We start from the raw sequence: 25,136 nt of genomic DNA, 5'->3' as shown, positions 1-25,136 counted from the left end.
TAAATTCTGTCAATATTAGCTATTAGTTATTCAAACAGATACGCTAATTCATATTCTGCAATATACACATGTTTACATTGTAAACAAGATGCCGTTCACCAAACTGATACATCTACAGGGTAAATTGTAATAAATTGGTTAATTATTGAAAAATTTAATATTTTTATTTCCATGATTGCCCATATCGTGTAGCTAAAGTAACGCGTGTTACAGATTTACCTGAGCTTGGTCGCGCTATTTTATGATCAATTAATTACTTTGCTGCGTTCTGTATAAGCAATTTGGAATGGACTTTGTTATGCTATGCAACCTGAGCGAAATACGCTATGTCTTTGTATCTAAAACAGCTCAAATTCCATCGCAAAAATTAAAAAAAAATTTAAAAAGAATTAAAAAAATGTCAATATTGATCTTCAAAAAAATTTCCCGTATCTTGTGCCTTAATTCTTTTTAAACCACTAAATCTTGTGTTTATCCCTCAAATATCGAGGTTCATGTACCCGATTCAAATGGTCTATAGACATAATAACGAATGAGAAATGGAGCTAAACTGACATGAGCGTAATCTCATCAACACCAGGTCAACTGCAAGTGATTAAACGCACTGGCGATGTTGTCCATTTTGATGCAGAAAAAATTTCTGTTGCCATTGGAAAAGCCTTTTTAGCCGTAGAAGGTCAGCAAAGCGCAGATTCAAGCCGTATTCATGACCGTATTGCACAGTTAACAGAAATGGTGATGAACACTTTCCACCGTCGTTTACCGTCAGGTGGCACCATTCATATTGAAGAAATTCAGGATCAGGTTGAACTCGCGCTAATGCGTACTGGCGAACAAAAAGTTGCTCGTGCCTATGTCATTTATCGTGAGCAACGTGCGACTGCACGTCAGCAAACCAATGCCAATCATCATCCAACCTTACAGATCCTAGATGCTCAAGGTCAGTTACAGCCTCTAGATTTGACCGAATTGACTGCAACAATTACAAAAGCAGCAGAAGGTCTTGAAGGGATTGATGTTCAGGCAATTGTCGATGAAACCGTAAAAAACCTTTATAACGGTGTAAAAGCAAGCGATATCGCCACCACCATGATGATGGCAACGCGTACCCGTATTGAACAAGAGCCAAACTACACTTATGTGACTGCACGCTTGTTGTGTAACGAGCTGGTCGCTACAGGTTTAGAATTTTTAGGCTTGCCAACTGATACACTAGAAAATGACGCGCTTGAAACCTTCCTGAAAAAAGGTATTGAGCTTGAGTTGCTTGACCCTGAACTGTTGAACTTTGACTTGGCGAAACTTGCTGCAGCAATTCAGCCTGAGCGTTCAAACCAGTTCACGTATTTAGGTCTGCAAACATTATTTGACCGTTACTTCATCCACTCAGATGGCGTACGTTACGAACTGCCACAATTGTTCTTTATGCGTGTAGCAATGGGTCTTGCACTCAATGAAGACAACCGTGAAGATCGTGCGATTGAGTTCTATAACCTATTGTCTAGCTTTGACTACATGGCGTCAACACCAACTCTATTTAACGCAGGGACTTTACGTCCACAGTTGTCGAGCTGCTACTTAACTACCATTTCCGATGACCTTTACAGCATTTACGGTGCAATCCGTGACAATGCCATGTTGTCTAAATGGGCTGGCGGTCTAGGTAATGACTGGACACCTGTACGTGCCTTGAACTCATACATCAAAGGCACAAACGGTAAATCACAAGGTGTTGTACCGTTCCTGAAAGTTGCGAACGATACAGCAGTTGCGGTGAACCAAGGTGGTAAACGTAAAGGCGCTGTGTGTGCTTACCTTGAAACTTGGCACTTGGACATTGAAGAATTCCTAGAGCTTCGTAAAAACACAGGTGATGACCGTCGCCGTACTCACGACATGAACACAGCAAACTGGGTTCCTGACCTGTTTATGCAACGTGTGATTGAAGATGCAGAATGGACACTGTTCACCCCTTCTGACGTGCCAGATCTACACGATTTGACAGGTAATGCCTTTGTTGAGCGTTATACGCACTACGAAAACATTGCTAAAGAACTTAACTTGTTACACAAGAAAGTTCGTGCCAAAGATTTATGGCGCAAAATGTTATCGATGTTGTTTGAAACAGGTCATCCGTGGATTACTTTCAAAGACGTTTGTAACTTACGTTCACCACAACAACACGTTGGCGTGGTGCATTCATCAAACTTGTGTACTGAAATTACCTTGAACACCAGCGAAGATGAAATCGCGGTATGTAACTTGGGTTCAGTCAACCTTGTGCAACACGTACAGGGCGGCGTGCTTAATCGTGAAAAACTGGCGCGTACCATTAAAACAGCCGTGCGTATGCTCGATAACGTCATCGACATCAACTACTACGCTGTTCCTCAAGCCAAGAACTCAAACATGAAACACCGCCCAGTGGGTATGGGGATCATGGGCTTCCAAGATGCACTGTATGAAATGGGCATGGCTTACGGTTCACAAGAAGCGGTTGATTTTGCCGATGAATCGATGGAAGTGATCAGTTACTACGCAATTCAAACTTCAAGTGATCTTGCAGTTGAGCGCGGCGTGTATTCAACTTTCAAAGGTTCACTCTGGGATCAAGGCATTTTGCCAATCGACTCTTTAGAGATCGTGGCGAAATCACGTCCTGAACGCATGTTTGAAGTCGATCGCACCCAACGTCTGGACTGGAACAGCTTACGTGCCAAAGTTCAAAAAGACGGTATGCGTAACTCAAATGTGATGGCAATTGCACCAACAGCAACTATCTCGAACATTTGTGGTGTATCACAATCGATTGAACCAACTTTCCAGAACTTGTATGTGAAATCAAACTTGTCTGGTGAATTCACCGTGATCAACCCTTACCTTGTTCGTGCATTAAAAGCGCGTGGTTTGTGGGATAGCGTAATGGTGAACGACCTGAAACATTTTGAAGGTTCAGTACAAAAGATTTCACGTATTCCTGAAGACTTGAAAGCAATGTTCTCTACAGCGTTTGAAGTTGAGCCACGCTGGATTGTGGATGCTGCATCACGCCGTCAGAAGTGGATTGACCAAGCTCAATCATTGAACCTGTATATTGCGGGTGCAAATGGTAAGAAACTGGACATCACTTACAAAATGGCTTGGTTACGTGGCTTAAAAACTACTTATTACCTCCGTGCTTTAGGTGCAACTTCGGCTGAGAAATCAACCATCAATACAGGTGCGTTGAACGCAGTAAAACCTGCAACGGTTGCAGCTGCCGTAGCAGCGCCTGTTGTGGCTGAGAAAAAAGCGGAAGTGGTTGCTGAAGAAGGTTTCTCTCAGGCAGCGCCAGTACCACAAGCTTGCTCAATCGACAATCCAGATTGCGAAGCTTGCCAATAATCTCTTATTGCAAGTCACTCACTTGAGTGGCTTGCTCAATTTTCAATTAAGGTAAAGGCAATGTTTGAACATTTATCTAGAAACTATGAATTAGGTTTGCTGGCATATGTCTTTACCTACATTGTGTTTTGTATACCGATTACTTATGTGATTTACAAAGTACGTAAAGAACAGCGTAATCAAAACAAGTAGTGCAGACTGCTTTTTTGAACAAAATCAAAGCAGCAATCGACAAAACTTAGTTTTGCTTACGCAGAATAAGCGTATAGTAGGGACATCTTCGCTGTAAGGTGTCATAAAAGATATAAACAACGAAGAGAGAATGATTATGTCTATCCTTAGTTGGGACGATTTTGAAGATGATTCGCAAAAACCGGTTACACCAGAACCCAAGTCTGCGCCCGTCCAACCGCAAGAAACGCCTAATTCGCAAGTGGTATCTGATTCGCAGCCATCGTCGCCGAATGTGGCAAATGCTCAATCCGTTGGAACCAATACCAGTGCCACAACAGATTCAGCCGATTCGTTGGCTCGAGCATCTGAATCCCTAAAACATCTTGATATTAACGCAGGTGCAGAAGATTTAGGAACAGGTGCAGGTCGTGTTCAGGTTGACGATAAAGCCATGATCAACTGTCGCGCTGACTTGAACCAGCTCGTTCCGTTCAAATACGAATGGGCTTGGCAAAAATATCTGGATGGTTGTGCAAACCACTGGATGCCACAAGAAGTCAACATGAACCATGACATCGCACTTTGGAAGTCTGAAGATGGCTTAACCGAAGATGAGCGCGTTATTGTTAAGCGTAATCTTGGTTTCTTCTCTACAGCAGATTCTTTGGTTGCCAATAACCTGGTCTTGGCGATTTACCGTCTGATTACTAACCCTGAATGTCGTCAGTACATTTTGCGTCAGGCATTTGAAGAAGCGATTCATACCCACGCCTATCAATACTGTATTGAATCTTTAGGTATGGATGAAGGTGAAATCTTCAATATGTATCATGAGATTCCAAGTGTAGCGCGTAAAGCAGCTTGGGGCTTGAAATATACTCAGTCTTTAAGTGATCCAACATTCCAAACAGGCACACTTGAAACTGATCGACAATTACTGCGTAACCTGATTGCATTCTACTGTGTACTTGAAGGCATTTTCTTCTACTGTGGCTTTACTCAAATCTTGAGTATGGGTCGCCGTAACAAAATGAATGGTGTTGCTGAACAGTTCCAGTACATTTTGCGTGATGAATCAATGCACGTGAACTTCGGTATCGACATGATCAACCAGATCAAGATCGAAAATCCGCAATTGTGGACAGCCGAGTTCCAGCAAGAAGTTACTCAAATGCTGCTTGAAGGCACTATGCTCGAAATCGAATATGCGCGTGATACCATGCCGCGTGGCGTATTGGGCATGAACGCAGCGATGATGGAAGAATATTTGAAATTCATCTGTAACCGCCGTCTGAATCAGCTTGGTTTGTCTGAACAGTTCCCTGGTGTGAATAACCCATTCCAGTGGATGTCTGAGATGATGGACTTGCGTAAAGAAAAGAACTTCTTTGAAACGCGTGTGACCGACTACCAAACAGGTGGCGCATTAAACTGGTAAGTATTTGCGTAAGCGAAAAACGACAGTTGAAATTTCCTTGGCGACAATTGAAATTTCCTTGAAATAAAAAATAGAGCCTTATGGCTCTATTTTTTTACTACTTAATTGGAGGCGATAACTTTCGGGATTTCAATATCGTAAAGCCTTCAGGTAATGGCTTAAATTTGTCGCTATCTTGAGTCCAACGAGTTGATCTACTTTGAAAAGCTCTTAGTTCTTTAATATCAATTGTAGCTGCGACAACAAAATCATTTTCACCACCCCTTACTCTTGCTAAATCTCGATTAAAGGATTGTTTAGCTGGCACACGAATTCGACTATCACCATATGATCTATTATTTACAAGAATTGTATAAGCATGAACATCAAGAGCTGCTGACTCTATTAATGTAGAGAATGTTTCTAAATCCTGATTCCAACTGAGTACTGAAAGAGCATCAACTTTTCCTTGGAAACTTATTCTTGATTTACTATTTTGCAACTCAGAACAAACCATAACGCCAAAATGAAAATTATTATGTATATATATTGGCTTTTTAAGAACTTTAAGTTGACCTTTTTTACTCTTATACTTCGTTCTAGCAAAATCCCACGCTTTACCATATACACTAATCAATTCTTTGTCTTCAGCTACAGCGGGTTCAAGCTTAGGTTGCCAAATCTTAGCAAAGGCATAATGCCCTAAACGGTTATCAGATAATATTAATAAAGCCTCACTAATTAACTTATCATTTGCAGTGTGCCTATATTCAGTTCCAGCAATAATACTTATTCCAGCAGCACACAACCTAGATGAAATGCTATCAACCCACGCTAAAGGAATAGATAATTCTGGAAAAAAGACATAATCAGGTCTAGGTTTTAACCTCAAAATATCATTCACTAAATCAGATATTCTCTGGTATCTATCCAAACTTAAATTAGGTTTATTCGCTGCTGTATGAGCCCAATCCTTTTGAGAGGTTTTTAGGTTAGTTAGGGCAACTATAACTTTATCCTTGCTATCAGTTCCTACTCTTAAAGACCTTGAACAATTGAGCGTAACATTATTATCATTAGCAATAGCTAACAAAGTAGGTTTTATCCATACGCCACGTACTGCTTGGCAATACCTAGCCCATATCTTAGTAGGCGTAATTTCACAAAACTTCTTATTATTCTGAGGCAAACCTACACATTCAGGTGCTAATTCAGAGATTTCTGCTGTTGAATATGGTCTTGTAGGAAATAAGTAGGGTAAAAATATTTCAAAACTATATTTATTAGAATAGTTTTCCTTATTGAATCTTTTTGGGAATGAAGATTTTAAGAAAGATCTCAAGGAATCAGTAGAAATTAGCTCTGTTTCTAAGAAACGTCTAATAAGCTTTTCATTTCGTCTTTTATTTTCTTTATCTAATAGTTTATTACTTATATTTAAAGCTAAAATTTGTTTATAAGGTGTTTTACCCAAGTCGGAATTTAAAACTAATAATGCTTTTTCTTTAAAATTGGTAATACTCAAATCAGTATTAAGTAAATCACTAATTGAATCAATATTTTCAAACAAACCACGGAAAAATATATCTTCTAAACTTTTTTGCTTTGGCTCCTTATCCTCAAAAAGGTCTTTCGGATCATAGTATTTAGTTGCGGCATCTATAAAAAGTATTGTTAACGAATGTTTGATTTCTTGCCAAATATCTTCATGAAGATCACATTTTGTGCCATTAACTTCTCCATTAAATTTTGATCTATCTTGATCAAAAATTGCTGCTTTAAGAAAATCTAATGATTGATATGCTCTTAATACAATTAATTCTGCTTGATGCCATTCATTCAAACTGATAGCAAATCCAAGCAAACGAGGTAAATATGAAAAATGCTCAAATATACTATCAGGTCTTAAAATATGATTATGAGCAAATTGATAAAACTCATCTCTTTGTTTTTTCCACACCTTAGAAGGTAGATCACGAGCAAGTGTCTCAACATGCCTTAATTGCAATGCCCAACTTAATCTTCTTAACGTTAATCCATCTGCTCTTCGTAAAGTATCAGCATTTTCACCCACACTTCCAGCTGCTGAAAGAACCTTCGCAGCCGTTGACTGATCTAGTTGATCAGGTGAAGGCATCAAACGATGTTCACTCGAAAGCTCATAAATATCTTTTTCAATACTATCTAATAAATCTAGTCCTGTTCGTCCTTCTAAAAGAAATAGCTTTTGTTTATCAGATTGCAATTGTATTAAGGTTGAGTCATTCTTAGAGTTAGGTTGATTAATCAACCATTTTTTAGGGTCCTCATCATCTGGTTTTAATATTTCATCTCCAATTCTTTCTTGTAAGAATCTCATCAAGTCATCACTATTACTTATATTTCCAGCATCTTTTAATACTAAAAACATATCATCTACATAACGACCATAATGAATTGGAGTAACTTTTTCTTTAATTAATTTATCCCAACGGTGCAAAATCATATTAGAGATAATTCTGCTTGCGGTTAAGCCTATTGCTAAACCACCTGATATTTCACATTCAACGGAGATTTTTTTGGAAAATACAACAGCCTGTTTAGCCCATTCTTCTAGAAAATTAGCCAATTGCTTAGTAAATAAAAGCTCATGCTCACTAAGAGTAAGATCAAATGTTTTATGCAACTTTTCAGAAACAATAATTTTTGGATCAATATAGTGGTAATAGCTTTTTAAGTCCAAAGATACTGCTATAACACTTTTATCTTTTTCTAATTCATCTCGTATAGCATTTAACCCATCATTTCGCCATTTTTGATAAGGTTGAAAATACGGTGTAAAGGACCCTATTGCACTTATATGAAAGGGTTTCCTTACACTTAAAGAAAACTCTTCATCATTTTCTATACGTTTTAACCTTGCCCCATAACAAGACTCAGTTAATCGCTCATCAAATTGCTCTCCAATCATATTAATCCAAAGTGCTGAAATAATATGCGTTTCTACAGGAAAATCGCCAATTATACGGAATGATGGACTTATCTCATTTTTATTAAACAACTTAATCAAATTTTTTCTTGGATCTGAAAAATGTACATGTCCGAGACTATTGCTATCAGACTTCTTATTTATTATTAATTTTTTAGGAACAACTCGATATTTACCCAACAATTTTGCATCTTTAAAAAAATCATTATCTTTTTTTAAATTTTTTAATAGTTCTTTTAAATTGAGCAATAGATTTTGCTCATACTCTGCAAATTTTACCGCTGTGGGGAAAGTATTCTCAAAAAAACAATCAGCTTTAGCTTTTCTATAAGCAACGAGTAAATCTTTTAATCTAAGATTTTCCCATCCTGTAAAAATTGCCTGATACGACATAAATCCCCCTTACAATTATTTTATTGGTGTTATTGAATGTATTTTCATCCACTTATAACCATTTAATACTTCAGCTTTACTAAATCGATTCTTTTCTTCCGACCAAGCATAGAAATCTTTCAAAAGCTGTTCTTCAGTAACAGATCGTTTTTTCTCTAACAAACGCAACCAACAAGCAAACAACGTTGCTACAATTTCTATATGATCAGACTTACTTGTTCTAAAAAGTCCTATTAAGTTATAAATCTCAGAAGCCTCTTTCGCAAAATACTGATTAAATGCTGATCTATGATCATTACACTTACTGAGAGGTTTATACTTTAAATCTCGCTTAGGATCATAACTAAACCATTCACGATCTTTAAATTCTTTATCCAAATAACGTGCCATAACTGGATCATAGGGACCAGCAGCATGTTGTCTAAAGTCAGCAGCTAAATCCATATGTTTTAACTGTTGGCATAAATAAATTAACTTTTGCAGTTTTAAATGCCCAAATGTTGGTTCGTTATGCAATTGAAACGTAATCTCAGCAGCTAAAGACAAAAGTTTCACATCATCTTCAACACTTTCATCTACAAACAACTCAATTTGGTCAGTAATTTTTTGATTAGACTGCTTAACAACTTCAGTTGGCTTTTCAAACTGAATTATATTATTAGTAGCTTGAGGTTCTTTTTTATTGTTTGCACCAGCCAAAGTATTATTAACCAAGCTATCTGCTAATAAAACTTTGTTTTTTCTTAACTCTGAAAATAATAAATTCAAATTATCAATTAAAGAATAAAATTCTTTAAGCTTTTCAATGATTTTTGTTTGCATTAACAGATTAGGTAGAGGTATAACCGTGAACGCTAACTTTGTTCCATTAAAATTAGCTTGACCACATTGTTGAGTGATTTCAGGCTCAATTTGTGTTGTACGATAGTAAGGAGAGTTAATAACTTGGTTGATAAATATCGAATTTATAGATGAATACAATCTAACTCTTATCAAGTAAGAAGCAAAAGTAGCATGATCATCTTCGCCTAAATATACAGCAGATTTACCAACTAGCTCATAACTATTAGTACGATTAAATAAGATATCACCATTTTTTAAATACAGACGTGGTAAATCATCACAACTTTTAGGCAGATATTTTAAATTTTCTTCAAGCAATAGACCATTTTGAATATTTCCCATTCTATAAACAGGAACACTGTCATTGTCATTAGTTTTGTAAGAAGTACCGTATTCGATTATCTGAGCAATGTTAGCAACACGCACCCACTCCCATCCACTTGGCAATTCAAAAGGCTTTTCTTCATCACTTATTTCAGGTAAAGGCTTCGACTTCTTAATCTTACCTTCTTTAACTAATTTCGCTTTCTCTTCAGCGATTTGTTCTAGTAACTCGCTTGCTGGTGCATCATTTGGGTCTTGTTTTACTAACTTACCCATTACAGCCAACTGCAAAATCGTTTGCTTTAGCTGTTCAATACTGTATTCAGTAGTAAATAGCAGATCAAAGTTTTCTGAAATACGTTGCCAATTCTGTTGGAACTCATCAACATCGTCTGAATTAATTAAAATATTTAAGAATGTATCAACTAATTGATCATGTGCTTGTGAGCTTAAATTTTGCTGCTCTTCAAGTTGATCACAAAGTTGCATTAGTTCATCAACTTTGACAACGATATGTTGTTGTTCTTCTAAGGGTGGTAAATTGATTGGAATTTGAGCTAACTTTTTACCAGATAGACTTTTTATACCTACACCTTGCCGATAATTTTCTATTTCACCACTTAGATAAAATTGTTCAAAACATCTATATAAATACTCACTTGTGATACCTAAAAAGGGTCTTACTCGATGAATATGATTCTGAAAACATATAGGCTCCTCATCTGACCAAATAGCTGATCGACCAGCATCTCCACCTTCAATAACAAGTAAATCCCCTTTTCTAGCCTGACAACGTTCTAATTCAAAATCCTCAATTAGAAATTCTTTAAGATTAGTAAGTTCGAATCTGCCCCAATATAAATTAGATGTTGTGATATATGGACGTGAACTGCCCGTATTACGATTTTTATCTAATGTTTTGCCCGTATTATGGTCCGCAATCGTAGCTAAGTGTACCCGTACCCACTGAGGAGGCAAAATGGTTTCGTCTTTAATGAAAGGTTTTTTAATATTCAGATTTTTCTCTTGAACATGATTTTCAATCAGTTTTCTTACATCTGATTTAGAGTCAACCTGTGTAATTAATTTGCCATGCACTGCCAAATCTAGAATCAATTCACGAAGCTTTTGTACACCATAAATTGAATCATTAAAACCAGAACTACGTCCACGTCCTGACTTTTTTTCAGTCTCTGCGGTTAACCAAATATCTAAATGCTCAGTAATGAGTTTTTTAACATCTGTCATTTTACTCATCCTGAATTATTGACCTAAAGCTTCATCTAAAATTGCTTTTAATTGCTGACGAATTTTAGCAACCTCAGCCTCAAGGCTTTCATACTTAGCTAACAGCTCTTTAGGGTCTTTAACATCCTCTTCAACTTGATGCGGATTTTTTATATCAAGGTTATAGCCGCGACCAATAATATCTTGAAGTGATACTTTCCATGCTTGTTCATTTGCTACACGACTAGCAAAAGCGATAAATAAATTTCATAACTCTTATCAATCATACGTTTTGAAATTTTAGTCATGTGCTGACCAAAAGGCTTAAAGTCCTTGTTCTTTGTTTGATCTACTAGAATATTTCGATCTGCTAAAAACAATATTCGTTTTTTAGCTCCAGCCTTCCATAAGCGCCAAATGATTTGAAAAGCTGTATAGGTTTTTCCTGTACCTGTTGCCATGACAAGTAAAATACGGTTCTGTCCTCGGGCAATCGCTTCTATAGTTTTATTAATTGCATTGACTTGGTAATAACGTGGAGTGCGTAAAGAGCCATCATCGTAGTATGGGTATTCTACTATTTGTTTTGATTCCGAAGAGACTAACCCGTGATGTTGTTCATAAAGTTTCCATAGATGTTCTGGTGACGGGAACTTATCTAATCCTAATTCTTGCTCAACTTCTCCAAATAGCCCTGTTTGGTCATGAAATAAAAAACCATCACCATTACTTGAAAAAACAAAAGGCACTTGTAGACAATCTGCATATGCCAAAGCCTGCTGCATACCAGCACCAAGACTATGATTATTATCTTTGGCTTCAATGATGGCTAAAGGAATATTCTTTTTATAATAGAGAACATAATCGGCACGTTTACGCTCACCACGTGTATGTAACTTTCCACGCACCATGATTTGACCATTAGTAAAAGTTACTTCTTCACGGATTTGATATGCAGTCCACCCTGCTTGTTCTAATGCGGGATTAATGAATTTGCTACAAATATCTCGTTCAGATAGTTTCTTCTTATCCATTATAAAACCATGTATTTAATCTTTAATATAAGGATAATGAATTTTGAAAAGTTTTGATAGATAATCAATGATTTAATAGTACCAAGTGAAAAATACATAGAAAATATTTATTAAGATGAGATCGTAATTTTTTATTCTTGAGAACTTTACTGAACTTATTTCTCTATTCAACTATCAATTTTAAAATTTTATAGTGTTCTAACAGAATAGCTTTATATTGATTAAAGAGTATCAATAGTTTTCTTTATCAGAAAATTGTTCTAGTAACGTAATTTAATTACATGATGGTTTAAGTATGCCAAAAAATCTAACGACTGAACATGAGCTTGCCATGGAAGCAGCACGCATCTTGCATGAAAAATTTATTGAAGCTGCTAGCAGTGGCAAAGTACTTTATGTAGAAAATGATATTGTATGGAGTAAAACCCCAAATAATGAACCTGTCTTGATTAAGTACTTATCTGGACGTGATCCTAATTTGACTAAAAAATTTGCTAATCAAAAAACTTTTAAAATTAAAAAACGTAACATTGATACCACAGAGAAATAAAACTACCTCATATAGCACTTAAGGTATCAGCATAATTGCAAATTCAGCCAATATAGCTAAAAGAAGTCTTACTTAATCCCTAGGTAATAGCTCATGTGGTTCAATTTGAAGAGTTTGCGCAATTTCATAGAGTTTATGAACAGTAATATTGACTTCACCACGTTCAATCCGACCAAGATAGCTTCGATCAATATTGCAAAGTAAAGCTAATTTTTCTTGGGTAATTTTTTGAGCAACTCTATAGTTTCGAATTGCATGTCCAATTTTTTGTGCTAAATCGTCCACAAGCTCTATTCACATAAAGAATAGAACTATTCATTTTTGAGGACTAAGTATCCACGGCTTATAATCCTCATAGAATTTAAATTTAAAGTTTTTTTCTTTTCCTATAATATAGTTTTAGAAATCATCACTTAACTTATCAGTATTGCGAACTCGTTTTGGATATTTTTGAATTTCTAAAGCTTTACCAACTTCATCATCATCAGGATAAGCAAGCCCTGCTACTGAATCAGCAATGCCTAGCACTATTAGAACAGTCACTAAATTTTTAAAATTTATACTTGAATCACCCTTTTCCATCCGACTAATCGTGCGTTCATCTACATGTACTCGGTTTGCCAATTCTTGAATAGTGATACGCCTACGAACTCGAGCAATTTTTATATTTTCACCGACTTGTTGAAGCAACTCAGCAACACCATCGATCATAAATTGACTTGACGATTTCTTCATTACAAATCCTGAAAAAGCTCAAAATACGACATTATATCCAGCTTAAGTCAATTTAAGCCAAATTTAATGTCTGATTAGTTTTAATATATGAACAACTCATTAACAGCTAAAACATAAGAGCTATTCCAGTAATTTTTTTAACAATCTTTCTTTTCAATTTTCTATATTTAAATAAATTGGATAAAGCTAACTGATAAAGAGACTTGAAATGCTTACATGATAAACAAGTGATTACTCAAATTTTAAACATCATTAGATAATTAAGATGTGACGCTTATGAAAAAGATGATTATAATCCTCTTTTTGTATTGTAACTACTTAAAATGCATGAAATTCAACACCCTCTAAGAGATCAATTTATTTTAATTATTGAAAATGACTTTCTTTTAATGTGGCTTAAGCCGAAAGACTTATGGATGCAGTTTGATACAACATATGAATCAATCAAATGGCAAACTTATTCATTACTTAAACAATTAGTCAAATTTGGTTATTTAAAGAAAGTCTATGATCAAAATGGTAAACAATATTATTCAGAGACAGATAAACTTAATGAGTTTAGAGTTCATCATTGCAAAACAAAAGCAACAGAAGTATTAACTGAAAAATTAAGATCAATTCAACTTGAACAGATTGAAAAAGATATGGAAATTCAAATTACTAGAGAACTCAGCAATCAATTACCTGAGATTAATTTCTGTCTTAAAAATCATATAAAAAATAGCCAAGATATTATAATTAATCTAGAAAATAAAAAAAATATTATATCTAATATTATTAGAAACATAGAATCTTGTATTTATTAAAATAAATAAAATATTTTAACAATGTTTTACCAACAAATAATAAATAATTAAATTAATATTAATAATTTCAATAACTTATTGACTTGCACCTCATTATGACTTATGTTTTAATGTATTCTATAAACTTATAAAAACTAATATCTATGAAAACAGTAGAACAAGTTCGTCAAGAATTTGAGCAGCGTGGTCAAAGTATTGCCAGCTGGGCTAAAGATAATAACTTTCCTGCCCATCTTGTTTATCAGGTTTTACTTTCAAATAAAATTCCAAGAAGAGGAAAAAGCCACGATATTGCTGTAAGGTTAGGACTAAAAGCGGGAGAAATTAATGATATAAAAGCTTTATAAAAACAAAACGGACTTAAAAGTCCGTTATGCCTTAGTTGCATCAAAAGATACCACTATGTGAGAATTTTAGTATCTCTTGAATGCGATTGCTAGTCAATATTATGAGCATTATTTTAATGGCTCAGGGTATTGGCTTATCAAAAGACTTTTAGGAGATCGTCAATGGGCTTTAAACCAAATATCCGCAAGATTATCACTATACAATCTGATGTAATCGATCAGATTAATGAAGCATTTAATAGTGCACCATCGCTTTCAAATCAATACGTTGGAGTCAGAAACATACACCAAGGAGCTTTTGGAAAGAGAACAGCGATATTTCCAAGTCTAAAGTGTAACGGTGCAATAGCTGTTGAAAGCCAACTAGAGCTTGGCCATGTCATTGAGCTTGAAAGGTCACCTTCAGTACTATCATATAGAAGTCAAGCTATAAAAATTAACTTAGATAGCTATACCTTTGCCTTTCCCGACTTTCTTATCCAAAAAATCAACAAAAGCTATGAAATACATGAAGTTAAAGAGTCTTTATCCAGACTTAATGACTCGCAAATTGAAAAGCTATACTTAATTAAAGCTTATCTCAAACGAAAGCATATTACGTATAAACTGTATGATAAAAATTTGATACCAGACCAAAAGCAGCGACAAAATCTTTTATGGCTCTATCTAAACTCTCGAGATGTAAAAATGACATCTCAAGAAATACAATTTGCACAATCAATATATATTCCAAACATTATTAGCTTTTCTTCAATAAACTCTTTCTTATCACAATACAACATTTCAATAGAACAAGTAAATTTTCTATTATTTTATAAACTAATAGGTACAGATAGATTTCCAGAAATTAATATACTGGAGCAGCATACATGATTAAAGAAAAACTTTTTGCACCTAAAGTTGGAATGCAGTTTATATTCAAAAATTCAGAATATGAAATTACCTTCGTTACATTCAATAAGGTACGAATTACCACAATCCATGGTGGAGTGAGTTATGAATGGACATTTGATAAAATCAATCTCTTATACAGTGAAAATAAAATCAATATAACATTCAATAATGGTTCATTAATTACTGATGAAAAAGATATTAAGTCAATCAATAGAAAATTAAAATATATTAAATCTGCAATGCTAAAAAATATTAGGCCTCAATCAAACATTAATTTAAAAAACACAATTACACAGATATCAAAAAAAATAAAAGATAATTCTCCACCAACCACTAGAACTTTATCGAATTGGATTCGAATATTTAAGAAAAATAGTTATCAAATTGATTGTTTAATTGACAACCGAAAAGGAAATTTCACCCCACGAAAAAAATTCTTTATTCTAGATTTTTTAAAACAATCATTTATAAAGTGTGAAACTGAAGCAACATTACGCACTGCGCAAGATATAGATGATAATATTACTAATCTCTTAGTTAAAAACAATATAGACTATAAGATAGAAGACAAATATACACTACGTTCAATTCAAAGATTTATAAAGGCGTTTAGTGACCCTTACACTAAAGATAGGTCAAAAAATGGCTATAGAAGTGCACAGCAACTTGTACGAGCTGCTGGCGAAAGCTTTATTTGTCAAGGATTAATGCACATTGTACAAATTGATTCACATAAATTAGACATAATCGTACTAAATAATCAAACACTTGAGGTCGATAGCAGACCAAACGTAACTATTGCGATCGATACATATACGAGAGTAATTGTCGGATTCTATATTTCAAAAAGCTCTGCAAATTCATATACAAGCTTACAAGCTTTGAAAGACATGATTACACGTCCATTGCATAATCAAATGGGTGGAATTCCAGCCATGATCGTACCAGATAATGGCAGCGAAAATATGAACCATTCTTTTTTAAGATTATGTGAAAATTTGGGAATTACAATAATCCCCGCACAACTGGAAACCCCAGACAATAAAGCTTACATAGAAAATTATTTTAAAAATTTAGCTCATGGATTGATTCAAAAAATACCTGGAACGACATTTTCATCACCGAAGGATCGCGAAAAATATGACTCATCTAAATTTGCAAGTATTACATTTGAACAGCTTGAACTGTATATAAGAGAATGGATCAATATATATCATCATACATTACACTCAGGCTTACAAAGAGTGCCTATTTCATTATGGAACCAAGAGATTTCAAAGACCTATATCAAAGGAGTCACTGACTACGAAGCAGATATGCTTTGTCGAATACCTTATTCACGGACACTAAATGGTGGGCGGATACTTTATAATTATTTGTATTATTATTCACATGCTTTGAAAACTTATGAAATTAAAGGTATTGATCAAGTTATAGTTTTGGTTGATGAATCAGATCTAAGTTATGTTTATGTTCATCTTCCCGATTCAACAATTATCAAAGCAAATTCCACACAACCAGACTATACAAATAAGTTAACACTACAAGAGCATGAAGCAGCAAAGTTAATCAAAAAAAAGCTAAAATTAGATGATATGGAAAACTTCCCATCTGAAGTAAATGTCTTTGCACGAATAAAACTACGTCAATTAATTGAACAAGATATCAAAAGTAATAAAAAGAAAAAAAAATCAAAATCTTTTTTAAAAACTGTGGAGGATTGGACTCCGACATTATCCGAATTACAGCCAATAGCTACCGATATACAAAAGCAAATCATTAAAGATATTGATTTTGGAGATTTTGAAACTTTTGGTTATGAAGTATTGGAGCCTGATGATGAACGATGAACTATACTATAAGCTGGCTGAGTTTGATCATTGTATTATCCAGCATACTGAATATAGGAATGCAGTGGAAGGAATAAAGCAATGCTGGAAAAGAACTATTACCTCTTCCACTAAAGCTACAAGTTGTATGCTTATTGCCGAAGGTGGACTAGGAAAAACTACTATTTGCAAAAAAGTTTTACAAGAGTTTAAGCCAAGCTTAATAGAATATGAAAGTTATACAATTCATAAAAACCCAGCATTTTATATACAAATTCCAGCAGGCAGTACAATCGACTCATTATCCATCTTAATGCTTCATAAACTTAATGATATTAATCCGTCTTTTGGAACACGAGCAGATCGTGCATTTCGCCTAAATACTAAGTTGAAAGAAAGTCAAACTGAACTAATAATATTTGATGAATTTCACCATATTTACTCTACAGAGTCTTCAAAAGTTAAAAACAACAAATCAAACGAGAATATAGCAAATTGGATTAAGACATTGAGTGATGAAAATAGAATCTGTATTTGCTTAGTCTCGCTACCTGAGTATGTAGGAATTTTTGAAAGAGACAGCCAGCAAGGCCGACGCTTTAAGAATAAATATTATATACATCCATTATCAATTAAAAATGACGAAAATCATGTTCATATAAAACCATTTTTACAAGAAGTTGACCGTTTTATCCAAGATAAATTAAAAGTAAAATCCTTAAAGCTTTCAGATGATGAATTGGTATTAAGGATCTTTATAGCAACTGCTGGTTATCATGATTATGTAATGAGTATTATCAAAGATGCGGTTCAATTTGCATTCGAAGAAGGATCACCATCAATAACGATTGAGCACCTTAAAAGAGCTTGGGATACTGATATTACAGCATATGTCAGACTATCTGAGACTAATCCTTTCACAATGAGTATCAATAACTTAAAAAAATTCCTAACTTGATTTTGGAGTTAATATGACACTTATTTACATACCAAAACCATTCAAAGATGAATCAGCTGCCAGCCTCATCATTAGGGCTACAGGAAGAAATGGTTACAGAACAACCTCAAGCTTATTAAAAGCTTATGGTATAAATGTTTATACTACATCATTAAACTCATATTTTTTTGACACTGAAAAATTTAGAATTGTCCTTCAAAATCTATCTCTAAATGAAAACTATAAAATATTAGCACCATCAAACTATGGACCAACAAAAAAAATTAAAAAGTTTTATAACAACATGATTATTTATGAAAATTTTCTGTCTCCTGATGGAAGTAAGCTTTGTTGCTATTGCATAAAAGAAAATAACTATTTAAAAATCAACTGGATGGTTAAATATTTAACCATTTGTACTAAACATAAATCTAAGCTTTTAGAAAATTGTCCACAATGTAAATCACCATTAGATTCCAATCGAAATACCATTAATATTTGCAATTATTGTGATTACGATTTTCAAAAAATTCATCAAGATGAAGAAATTTCACCTATTGAAATTAATGCAAACCTATGGTTAATAGATATTATTGAAAAAAATGACTTATTTTTTTTAAAAAAAGTAAAATCATTTTTTGATATTATAAATAATACCAGAAAAAATTTTAAAGATTTGTACCTCCCTATTCCAAACATAGTATTAGGTTACCTATTTTTTAAGAAAATAGAAGATTATAAAACTTATTTTTTAAATTTTATCAATAACAACTCCTCTTTAGCACATCCTAGAATATTAGCAATTTACTTTATTAGTTGTTATCAAGATATTTCTCATATACATGAAAAAATTTTATCTGAAATTAAAAATTATAGAAAAAATAAAATTTATAATTATCACAATATTTTACTCTCACAAAGAACTGCTTGTATTGCTTTAAAGATATGTAAAACTAATTTTAGAAAAAATTATTTTCCGGAATTTGACTCCACTTCAAAAATATCATCTAAATTAATTGAAAATTATATTATCAACAAAAAAAAATTATTAAAATTAAATGAATTACCTAATATATATTGTGATGCTAAAAAATTAGCAAAATTACTATCTATAGATTACCGGATAAGTTGTATTTTATTAAAAAAATCAAAAATATTTAATTTAGAAATAATTACTTTTAATTCAAGAAAAACTACTGTTACAAAATTAAAAAATGTAAAAATTTTCAACAAAAAATATATTACAGTTCACAGTTTAGCAGCATCCATAAATGTTCCCACCACTAATCTTTACAGCAAACTTTTATCCTTAGGGATTTTTCCAAAATTTGGTCCATCTATTGATGATACACCTATAAACATTTACTTACGTCAAGATATTCAACATATTACATCTAGATTAGTGTACTCAACTGTATATAACCGACCAAGTCGCACTATGGAAGGTTATCTTGCAAAAATGAAAAGCAAAGAATTACTTAGAGTTTCAGAATTATTAAAAGTAGATAAATATCAAATAAAATATTTAGTTAAGTCTAATATTTTAAAATTAGACTGCACCCCTCCCTCTAAATGTTTTAGAATTGAAGATGAATCCTTAACCAATTTATTAAATAAAATAAATAATCAAAACTACATATCTGTAGCAGATGCCATTAAAATCACAAATTCTCCAAAAAATTGGTTTTATAAATATTGGGTTGTAACTGGTTTTATTGAAATAATAGACCTTTGTATTTGGAAATTAGTTAAAAAGGAAGATATCTACAAAATTTTAGAAATAAAAAAAGATTTTTTTACTGGAAAAGAAGCAAGTGATTTTCTTGGTATGCCACACTCACATATAACCAATTTAGTTAGTCAAAATCTTATTTCACCTTATGCATTTGGAAGTAAAAATATAGTTAAACTATTTAAAAAAACAGATGTGTTTTACCTAAAAGAAAAAGGTTATGGATATTAGGTGTGTCCCTTAATTCATCAACTCTTGCCTACTCATCACGAACTATTCGTCAGTAACTGATTGCTTTCTTTCAAGCAATTTATGTAGTTTTTAATTGTCATATCAAAACTTAAACTATTGGTTTAAATAAAATATCAAAAAAATTCCCCTGAAAAAATAACCTGCTATTACTAATTAATAAAAAATCACTTTAAACCTTAGAATTCTAAATATTTCCAGAACTACAAATTTTTTTATAATGGAAACAAGCCATCTCAAATGAATCAATACTATTACAATCTCTATCTATTAATTTTAGCTCTATTTCACCACGCGTATTTTCATTAGTCCAATATATCCCCACCAATTTATTACTATTATTAATTAAACTTAAATCACCACTACCAAAGGTCATTTTATTTTCGCTATTTTTTGTTCTATATAAAGTATAAGTATACAAAAATTTAATTTTCTCTGCAGTTGAATCGTATGATAAAGCTGCGATCACAGACTCAGATTTTTGATTAGAAGTAAATGATTTTATAGTCGTAAACAAAAATGTTTGTTTTATATAAAAATAAATCTCAATGGGGGGAATTTGTTTACCACCTATTTGATAGTTACTTTGAAGCTCACCCTTCCATAAGCCATGCACTATAGGCTTACCAATTATTTTAGATAAAATTTTATTTTTAAATATTATTGAAGTTAATAGAATACCTAAAATAAAGAAAGATATTGTTATTGATGTTGAAACCATCTGAATAATAGATAAATTATATTTTTCTAAAAAAGGTAAATTTAAAATAAAAAAACATATAATTCCAATTCCTAAAAAAATATAAATTACTTTTTTTAATTCTTCAAATGTTAACACTATAAAATTCATATACCATCCTTTTGATAAACCAATTCCCCATCTTTAAAAATTTTTATTTTTTTATTTATACTGACTAAACCAACGCAGTATACTCCTTTTATATAAGAAGTTAAAAAAGCAGTCATTTCACGTGCACCACAAGGAGTAACTTTATCAATCTCTTTTTCATTTACTCCTGACAATACTGGTGATATATATTGAGAAATATGAGTAATTTTAGATGAATTAATATCAAAGAAATGAAAACCATCATGAAAAACAGATGTTTTTTTTGATATTTCTTGCATTATTTTTATAAAATCTATAGATTGCAGATCGAGAGATAAATTCATTTTATGCAAACTAATGAATGGGAGATTATCAAGACTATAGTAATATACTATTCCCAAGCCTGAAAAACTTTCATTACTATTTAAAGAAATTTCTTCCAGCGAATGATATATCGATGATTCAAATAATAAAGACATGAGAAGACCTGTACATATGTACCATTGTTTACCACTTATCTCACAGCAACAAGGGGCTTATAGAAAATATAGACCTATGATATCAGTTTAAAGCTTATATCTGTTAAATTTTTAAATATCAAAGTTTTATAAAATAAGAACAATTATCCTTATTTATAAATTCTAATCCAATCTTTTTCCAATCCCCAAATTACACATAGAATTTTATCAATATTTTGTTCATTATGAAAATATTCATAAGAACTCCTCCACGCTTGTAAATCAGTAGGTAATGGAGGTGCTACTTTTTATGAGTGAGAATTCAACTCTACTAAATATTGTATAATTCCATAATTGAATAGCCACCAAAATTTTAGATACACGTTACCTATTTAAAATCGGCTTTTTCATACTCTAATCAATAATTCAAAATGAATATTTCTAGTAGAAAATGTATAAGTCATAAAAACTTTATAACTGTTTTAATACTTCAATATTGTCTTTTATTTTCCTCCCCACCCAAAAGTGAGTCCGTCCAACAATAATCAAAATCAGTGGTAATTCTGATTTGAGGTTCTTATGCCAACTGGTGTAATCTGTCATAGATGGTTTTGGCACATCTTCTGGATGCGTGTGCCACTCACCTAAATACTGCCATTCACCATCACTCTTTTTGAAAGCATCATCAACGGCCTTTTGATGATGCAGACTCACTCGATCTACCATAAATCGACTTCTAACGTCCCAGCGACTAGGTACTGATAGCATTTTAAAGACGATATGAACGCCTCTACGTTCACCAATCAGCACTCCAGCACTTTCGGGGCTAGAATCGCTTATTTGGCGGTATGAGAGCAATATATTAGCTACCTCAGTTGAGATTACGACTAAGGATTCATCTAGAGCTTTGAAAACGAGTTCTTTATCGACCATTACATATGTCACAAAAGTCTTGTTTTTTAATCCAAGTCGGCTTTTTAGTGCGACTACCCATGAAAATATGTTCCTTATAATTCCAGTCTCTTTCGTGTTCTAAAGTGGATAAAACTGCTTCTTGTATCAATGCTGCTGTCATAACACTGACTGCTGCATCATAAGGTGTGTATGTATTACCACATGACACTTTCTTTTGGTTAACATTTAATAGCTTCTCAAAACGAATATCAGTACCATTTTTATAGAAAGCCGGATCACTGCACAGACAGTTATAACAACCATTTGAGCTATCAATGAATACTTTTGATGCGATACCGTTACCGTCATTAAATCCATGAACAATAATAGGTCTATCCTTAGTATCAATCTGTCGGATCACTTTTGCTAAGCGTTTTGATACAGGCCCTCGACCAGTGGCATCAATCACAATGTCATAATGTGATAGGAAAGACTTCATAATAGGAAACCCATATTTATGAGCTTCAACATTTGCCGTGAGATGGGTTGAATCAATAAGCTTATCTTTCAATGCTACTGCTTTGTACTTACCGAAGTCTCTGCTACTCAATGTATGGCGACCAAAATTGTGCGGACCGTAGGTATCATGATCATATAAATCTAAACTTTTGGTTCCCATACTGGCACCAGCACGAATCAATAGCTCAGCCACATACCCACCAATCGTTCCGCAGCCAATTAAAGCGATACGCTTTGTCCGAAGATCACCAATCTCAGGTCTAGATCTATTGCGTGAGAGGATCGTATCTTTATCCGATTTTTCAAATGAAATTCTTTGGAATTTATTAAAAGCGAATTTGCCCATGAGAACGCTACTTGCTCTTTCTAAATCAAGTTTTCTTGCCCCTTTACCTTTTTTTCTTGGATTTGCGTAAGTCGTAAACTGTACTGCTTTTAGATTCAGTTCGAGTACCACCCCGAACGTATCTTGTTTATCTACATCCAATACGATCAAATGATGTTTAGTCGTAGGATGGTCTACAAAATACTGAACCAAATGTGCTTTGGCATTGTGGTCTACTTTAGACAACCATTGAAATAGAGCCTTAGCATCTTTCGGTGGCCAATGAACACCAGAAAGTTTGGTAGGCCTAACCGTAAGACAAAAAACGTTAAGTTTCCGGCTGTCAGTTTCTTCAAGTGATCTTTGGCTAAGCCATTTTTCTTGAATGTCTTTATCTTGGAGTCCAAACAATAAGGATTCAGTACGTTTAGAACCGTCCTTAGTAGTGTTTCGAGTCAGATAAGCAACTTCACCACTCAATGAGTTTAGGTCAGTCAGAGCATAGGTAAGTCGTTCAGCTTTCCAGTAAGCTACAAATTCACCCTCAAGTTCAACCTGATCTACTTTGCCGTTCTTTAAAGATTCAATTGAATTATCTAATGTGCGTTGGATTTGGTGATCTATAGTCCTATATAGATTACCAAGATCATTCGGGTCCCAATCAGCTTCCATTTGTTCAACGTAGCAAAGATTCCCATTATTATTGACATGAGGGAGTAGCATGCCATCAAACTGTGATGGCTTACTGATGATGTGCGCCCATGGCAAAATTGTATAAACGTCATAGTTTATTTCTAGGGCAATAGTGAATATCCCCGCAGAAGTTGAGAACTCTTTTAGGTAAATAGGATATTTTTCTGCAATTGAAGATAGAGCTTCATATTTCTTTCGTCGCTTGGCTGTCAGGTATTCATACCCACAGCCAAGCATCACAGCATGTAATTCCGACACTCAATCAACCACTTTTCATTGAAGTACTGATGATAGCGGCTTCTTTAGCTTTTAATGGAGTACTTTCGTAGGCAGGAGCTGCTGCTTGAGACACAATAAGACTTAGATCCTGAACACGATCGCCATACTCTCCATTGAGAATATCTAAAGCATCTTGCTTGGTATGTACAGCGTATGCGGATTCGAGTGAATCAACCAATTGCTCTAGCTTTTGCATGACTTCTTTGTGCTTAGGTTCATGCTCATAGTATGGAGGGAACAAAGGGCGATCATCATTTTCATCAGGACTCTCTACGCCATTGTGGAAAGCATCTGGAAGTTTTCTTGCAACCGTCAGCATCAATAATCCAAAATCTTTCGGATCTACAGTAGTACGGTCCAAGATGTCTACCACCGCTGCCATTAAAGAAATTGATGATGGACCATTACTCTCTTGCCAATCACCAGCATCACGCCATGCTTTAAGAATGCGGCAAACTTTTCGTAGATGCTGACCAGTACGTTGACACGCATCTTGGAACCACAAATGGACATCTTTAGGATCGCTTTTAATCCATTTTGCATCGTCCTTGCGTACAGCTAGATTTACACAGTCAGTTTCAATTTGATCATAGAGAGCATGGTCGGCAGCTGAAACGCTGTCGTACATTTCACCAAAGATCTGAGAGGCAGCAGACTTTCTGATTAGCTCCTCTTTTTCAATGAATTTCTCAAAAGGAATGGCATACATCGGTACATCTATATGGACGCTTTTTGCTGGGATATTAATGCGACCACAAGTTTCCTTCGCTTCAAATGCCCACCCAGAATGCTCAAAAGCTAAAGATTGAAGAGAAGCATCTACCAAGAGTAATAGAAGTTGATGTCCAATTGCTGGTTTATCTTCAAAGAATTGCATTGGCAGATATGTACCATCATCAATGTCCATTTCTTGAGTAGATTTATATGGACGATTCAATGTGTCATACATGAAGCTACCCTGTGTCCAAAAACGAGGGCTGATCTTCATAAATTCTGCCTTTAGATCATCTGACAAATCCATAATAAGTTCAGATAGAGTCTTTTGATCATCTGCTGAAAGAAATTTGAAATGAGTACCAACAAACTCAGTACGAAATGATAAAGCTGAGTAGTACTGCTTAGATGACTTAACAAGCTGCTTAGCTTCGTCAAAAACATCCCGTGTTCGTTCACGTACGATTTGACGTAATGCCTTGAGTGCATTTTTCTCATGGTCATCAAGGATTAGCTGACCGATCAAACCAGTATCACGATTGGTATAATAACTATGAAAATTCCAAGTCATGTTGCATTTTC

General features: G+C 33.9%; 18 protein-coding genes and 2 pseudogenes. 9 read left to right on the top strand and 11 right to left on the bottom strand.

Features of this window, described 5'->3' with window-relative positions; all coding sequences use genetic code 11:
• The first annotated feature begins 555 nt into the window (after positions 1-555).
• Both ACX1N5_RS09360 and ACX1N5_RS09355 read left to right on the top strand, forming a co-directional pair.
• Entirely contained in the window at positions 556-3,384 is a 2,829-nt protein-coding gene (locus tag ACX1N5_RS09360) for a ribonucleoside-diphosphate reductase subunit alpha (RefSeq protein WP_458801701.1), read from the top strand.
• A 328-nt stretch (positions 3,385-3,712) separates the two neighbouring features.
• Entirely contained in the window at positions 3,713-4,996 is a 1,284-nt protein-coding gene (locus tag ACX1N5_RS09355) for a ribonucleotide-diphosphate reductase subunit beta (RefSeq protein ID WP_131379255.1), read from the top strand.
• Between the two features lie 97 nt (positions 4,997-5,093).
• On the opposite strand, the gene ACX1N5_RS09350 is transcribed toward ACX1N5_RS09355, so the two are convergent.
• The 4 genes and pseudogenes from ACX1N5_RS09350 to ACX1N5_RS09335 form a co-directional block, all read right to left on the bottom strand.
• Entirely contained in the window at positions 5,094-8,336 is a 3,243-nt protein-coding gene (locus ACX1N5_RS09350; RefSeq protein ID WP_458801703.1) for an RNA-directed DNA polymerase, read from the bottom strand.
• 15 nt (positions 8,337-8,351) lie between these two features.
• Positions 8,352-10,751, bottom strand: coding sequence for a restriction endonuclease subunit S (locus tag ACX1N5_RS09345; RefSeq protein ID WP_458801705.1), 2,400 nt, complete (start codon positions 10,749-10,751; stop codon positions 8,352-8,354).
• Positions 10,752-10,766: 15 nt separating this feature from the next.
• Positions 10,767-10,982, bottom strand: a pseudogene (locus tag ACX1N5_RS09340) (SAM-dependent DNA methyltransferase); the annotation flags it as partial.
• Positions 10,970-11,764 (bottom strand): annotated as a pseudogene (locus ACX1N5_RS09335) (DEAD/DEAH box helicase family protein); the annotation flags it as partial. The pseudogenes ACX1N5_RS09340 and ACX1N5_RS09335, both read right to left, overlap by 13 nt.
• A gap of 295 nt (positions 11,765-12,059) precedes the next feature.
• On the opposite strand from ACX1N5_RS09335, the gene ACX1N5_RS09330 reads away from it, so the two are divergent.
• Positions 12,060-12,314: a hypothetical protein gene (locus ACX1N5_RS09330; protein ID WP_458801707.1), complete on the top strand. Its 255-nt coding sequence runs from the start codon at positions 12,060-12,062 to the stop codon at positions 12,312-12,314.
• Positions 12,315-12,386: 72 nt separating this feature from the next.
• On the opposite strand, the gene ACX1N5_RS09325 is transcribed toward ACX1N5_RS09330, so the two are convergent.
• Positions 12,387-12,599 (bottom strand): helix-turn-helix domain-containing protein, encoded by a 213-nt coding sequence (locus ACX1N5_RS09325; RefSeq protein WP_458801709.1) that lies wholly within the window; start codon positions 12,597-12,599, stop codon positions 12,387-12,389.
• Positions 12,600-12,713: 114 nt separating this feature from the next.
• Positions 12,714-13,049 (bottom strand): helix-turn-helix domain-containing protein, encoded by a 336-nt coding sequence (locus ACX1N5_RS09320; RefSeq protein WP_458801711.1) that lies wholly within the window; start codon positions 13,047-13,049, stop codon positions 12,714-12,716.
• 323 nt (positions 13,050-13,372) lie between these two features.
• Between ACX1N5_RS09320 and ACX1N5_RS09315 the strand changes: the two genes are divergently transcribed.
• From ACX1N5_RS09315 to ACX1N5_RS09290, 6 genes are all read left to right on the top strand, one after another.
• Positions 13,373-13,855: a hypothetical protein gene (locus tag ACX1N5_RS09315; protein WP_458801713.1), complete on the top strand. Its 483-nt coding sequence runs from the start codon at positions 13,373-13,375 to the stop codon at positions 13,853-13,855.
• A gap of 143 nt (positions 13,856-13,998) precedes the next feature.
• Positions 13,999-14,202: a DNA-binding protein gene (locus ACX1N5_RS09310; protein WP_458801715.1), complete on the top strand. Its 204-nt coding sequence runs from the start codon at positions 13,999-14,001 to the stop codon at positions 14,200-14,202.
• 162 nt (positions 14,203-14,364) lie between these two features.
• Positions 14,365-15,075: a TnsA endonuclease N-terminal domain-containing protein gene (locus ACX1N5_RS09305; protein ID WP_458801717.1), complete on the top strand. Its 711-nt coding sequence runs from the start codon at positions 14,365-14,367 to the stop codon at positions 15,073-15,075.
• Positions 15,072-16,946 carry a transposase gene (locus tag ACX1N5_RS09300; RefSeq protein WP_458801719.1) on the top strand — a complete coding sequence of 625 codons (1,875 nt, stop codon included), beginning with the start codon at positions 15,072-15,074 and terminating at the stop codon, positions 16,944-16,946. Before ACX1N5_RS09305 ends, ACX1N5_RS09300 begins: the two co-directional genes overlap by 4 nt.
• On the top strand, positions 16,936-17,883 hold the full coding sequence (locus ACX1N5_RS09295; protein ID WP_458801720.1) for a TniB family NTP-binding protein: 948 nt from the start codon (positions 16,936-16,938) through the stop codon (positions 17,881-17,883). The genes ACX1N5_RS09300 and ACX1N5_RS09295 overlap by 11 nt, the downstream gene beginning before the upstream one ends.
• Before the next feature lie 13 nt (positions 17,884-17,896).
• Positions 17,897-19,825, top strand: coding sequence for a TniQ family protein (locus ACX1N5_RS09290; protein ID WP_458801722.1), 1,929 nt, complete (start codon positions 17,897-17,899; stop codon positions 19,823-19,825).
• Positions 19,826-20,030: 205 nt separating this feature from the next.
• On the opposite strand, the gene ACX1N5_RS09285 is transcribed toward ACX1N5_RS09290, so the two are convergent.
• From ACX1N5_RS09285 to ACX1N5_RS09265, 5 genes are all read right to left on the bottom strand, one after another.
• Positions 20,031-20,693: a Cap15 family cyclic dinucleotide receptor domain-containing protein gene (locus ACX1N5_RS09285; RefSeq protein WP_458801724.1), complete on the bottom strand. Its 663-nt coding sequence runs from the start codon at positions 20,691-20,693 to the stop codon at positions 20,031-20,033.
• Positions 20,690-21,151, bottom strand: a complete 462-nt coding sequence (locus ACX1N5_RS09280) for a hypothetical protein (protein ID WP_458801726.1) — start codon at positions 21,149-21,151, stop codon at positions 20,690-20,692. The genes ACX1N5_RS09285 and ACX1N5_RS09280 overlap by 4 nt, the downstream gene beginning before the upstream one ends.
• Positions 21,152-21,601: 450 nt before the next feature.
• The gene (gene cap3 / locus ACX1N5_RS09275) at positions 21,602-22,063 is read right to left on the bottom strand and encodes a CBASS system CD-NTase/cGAS isopeptidase Cap3 (protein WP_458801728.1); all 462 of its coding nucleotides are present in this window, start codon (positions 22,061-22,063) and stop codon (positions 21,602-21,604) included.
• On the bottom strand, positions 22,053-23,819 hold the full coding sequence (locus ACX1N5_RS09270; RefSeq protein ID WP_458801730.1) for an E2/UBC family protein: 1,767 nt from the start codon (positions 23,817-23,819) through the stop codon (positions 22,053-22,055). The genes cap3 and ACX1N5_RS09270 overlap by 11 nt, the downstream gene beginning before the upstream one ends.
• Before the next feature lie 4 nt (positions 23,820-23,823).
• A complete protein-coding gene (locus ACX1N5_RS09265) occupies positions 23,824-25,125 on the bottom strand; it encodes a CBASS cGAMP synthase (RefSeq protein WP_458801732.1) in 1,302 nt (433 codons plus the stop codon).
• Positions 25,126-25,136 lie beyond the last annotated feature (11 nt).

This window comes from Acinetobacter sp. ANC 4636 (assembly GCF_054454555.1).
Note: the sequence above shows the minus strand (reverse complement) of the source record. Positions and strands in the feature narration are given on the sequence as shown.

Bases quoted from the DNA above. Each gene is read 5' to 3' on its own strand.
- ACX1N5_RS09305 (WP_458801717.1), top strand. From the start codon at position 14,365: ATGGGCTTTAAACCAAATATCCGCAAGATTATCACTATACAATCTGAT.
- ACX1N5_RS09265 (WP_458801732.1), bottom strand. From the start codon at position 25,125: ATGACTTGGAATTTTCATAGTTATTATACCAATCGTGATACTGGTTTG.
- ACX1N5_RS09295 (WP_458801720.1), top strand. From the start codon at position 16,936: ATGAACGATGAACTATACTATAAGCTGGCTGAGTTTGATCATTGTATT.
- ACX1N5_RS09280 (WP_458801726.1), bottom strand. From the start codon at position 21,151: ATGTCTTTATTATTTGAATCATCGATATATCATTCGCTGGAAGAAATT.
- ACX1N5_RS09350 (WP_458801703.1), bottom strand. From the start codon at position 8,336: ATGTCGTATCAGGCAATTTTTACAGGATGGGAAAATCTTAGATTAAAA.
- ACX1N5_RS09360 (WP_458801701.1), top strand. From the start codon at position 556: ATGAGCGTAATCTCATCAACACCAGGTCAACTGCAAGTGATTAAACGC.
- ACX1N5_RS09310 (WP_458801715.1), top strand. From the start codon at position 13,999: ATGAAAACAGTAGAACAAGTTCGTCAAGAATTTGAGCAGCGTGGTCAA.
- ACX1N5_RS09300 (WP_458801719.1), top strand. From the start codon at position 15,072: ATGATTAAAGAAAAACTTTTTGCACCTAAAGTTGGAATGCAGTTTATA.
- ACX1N5_RS09320 (WP_458801711.1), bottom strand. From the start codon at position 13,049: ATGAAGAAATCGTCAAGTCAATTTATGATCGATGGTGTTGCTGAGTTG.
- ACX1N5_RS09285 (WP_458801724.1), bottom strand. From the start codon at position 20,693: ATGAATTTTATAGTGTTAACATTTGAAGAATTAAAAAAAGTAATTTAT.
- ACX1N5_RS09355 (WP_131379255.1), top strand. From the start codon at position 3,713: ATGTCTATCCTTAGTTGGGACGATTTTGAAGATGATTCGCAAAAACCG.
- ACX1N5_RS09290 (WP_458801722.1), top strand. From the start codon at position 17,897: ATGACACTTATTTACATACCAAAACCATTCAAAGATGAATCAGCTGCC.
- ACX1N5_RS09315 (WP_458801713.1), top strand. From the start codon at position 13,373: ATGCATGAAATTCAACACCCTCTAAGAGATCAATTTATTTTAATTATT.
- ACX1N5_RS09345 (WP_458801705.1), bottom strand. From the start codon at position 10,751: ATGACAGATGTTAAAAAACTCATTACTGAGCATTTAGATATTTGGTTA.
- ACX1N5_RS09330 (WP_458801707.1), top strand. From the start codon at position 12,060: ATGCCAAAAAATCTAACGACTGAACATGAGCTTGCCATGGAAGCAGCA.
- cap3 (WP_458801728.1), bottom strand. From the start codon at position 22,063: ATGGTCGATAAAGAACTCGTTTTCAAAGCTCTAGATGAATCCTTAGTC.